2 protein-coding genes are annotated in these 1,327 nt (G+C 55.1%); both read left to right on the top strand.

Annotation, left to right across the window (positions count from 1 at the left end):
* The coding region (locus tag E8M78_RS22975; protein ID WP_281405094.1) for a calcium-binding protein at positions 1–422 on the top strand (422 nt) is incomplete at its 5' end.
* Positions 423–531: 109 nt separating this feature from the next.
* Positions 532–1,327, top strand: a 796-nt coding sequence (locus E8M78_RS22970) for an ABC transporter transmembrane domain-containing protein (RefSeq protein ID WP_246658457.1), incomplete at its 3' end; no start/stop codon positions are given.

Below are 1,327 nucleotides of genomic sequence, written 5' to 3'. Positions count from 1 at the left end.
AAGGCTGGGGCATCGAGCAGATCCAGTTCGCTGACGGTACAGTCTGGGATCGCAACCAGATCAAGGATGCTGCCTGGATCAGAGGCACGGCGGCCGATGATACCCTGTCTGGCACCAGTGGCAATGACACCTTGTTCGGAGATGCGGGCAATGACACGATCACCACTGGTGGAGGTAACGACATAATCGTCTTCAAGCCGAATTTCGGGGTAGACACGATTACCGACTTTCAGGCCGGAGCGGGATCAGTCGATGTGCTCGAATTCGACAATAGCCTCTTTGCCGATTTCGAAGACGTTCTGGCTGCCGCCGCTCAGGTCGGTAATGACACCCTCATCACTCATGATGCAGGAAACTCGATCACGTTGAAGAACGTGGCCCTGGCAAACCTGCATCAGGACGACTTCAGGTTTGTAGCGTAAGGTCTGAACATTGGTGAAAACCTCTAATGATGAAGCGCGGCGACCTCTGGTCGCCGTGGCCATTCAGCAAACCCGAAAAGCATTTATGACTGTCGCGGCGCTCAGCGCCGTGACGAATATTCTTATGCTGACCGGACCTCTGTTCATGATGCAGGTCTATGACCGGGTGCTGGCAAGCCGGAGTGTTCCGACACTTATCGCTCTCTCGGGGCTGGCGATCGGGCTTTACGTGTTTCTCGGCGTACTAGAACTGATCCGATCGCGTATTCTGACGCGCATCGGTCAACGCATTGAAGAGAAGCTGGGCGAACCGACATTCGATGCGGTGATGCTCCTTCCGCTTCGTATATCGAAGAATGAGGCAATCTCTCAGCCGGTCCGTGATCTCGAACAGGTCCGGCAGTTCATGAGCGGTCTAGGACCAGTCGCCATCTGTGATATCCCTTGGCTGCCGCTCTATTTGGCAATTCTGTTTCTTTTTCACGCCTATCTCGGTTGGCTGGCGGTTGCCGGCGCTCTCATTCTCGTTGCCTTGACCTTAAGCAGCGAAGTAATCCTGCGGCGTCCTATGAAGGATCTTGCACAGCTCTCCGGCGCAAGGTCAGAGTTTCTCGAAGCGGGCCGTCGAAACGCTGAAGCCTTGCATGCCATGGGCATGCGAAGCTCCTATGCAGCACGATGGCGTGAGACAAACGCGCATTATCTGGACGAACAGCTTCAAACCAACGATGCAATCGGCAGTTTTTCGGTGGTGTCGAAGATATTCCGGCTCGCACTTCAGTCGGCGGTTCTGGCTCTGGGAGCATGGCTTACCATCAAACAGCTGGCTTCGCCCGGTGCGATGATCGCAGCATCTATCCTGACCTCGCGAGCATTGGCACCGATTGAACAGGCCATCGGTCAAT

It is taken from the genome of Rhizobium sp. FKY42, assembly GCF_005222835.1.
In the GTDB taxonomy this organism is placed as follows: Bacteria; Pseudomonadota; Alphaproteobacteria; order Rhizobiales; family Rhizobiaceae; genus Neorhizobium.
Note: the sequence above shows the minus strand (reverse complement) of the source record. Positions and strands in the feature narration are given on the sequence as shown.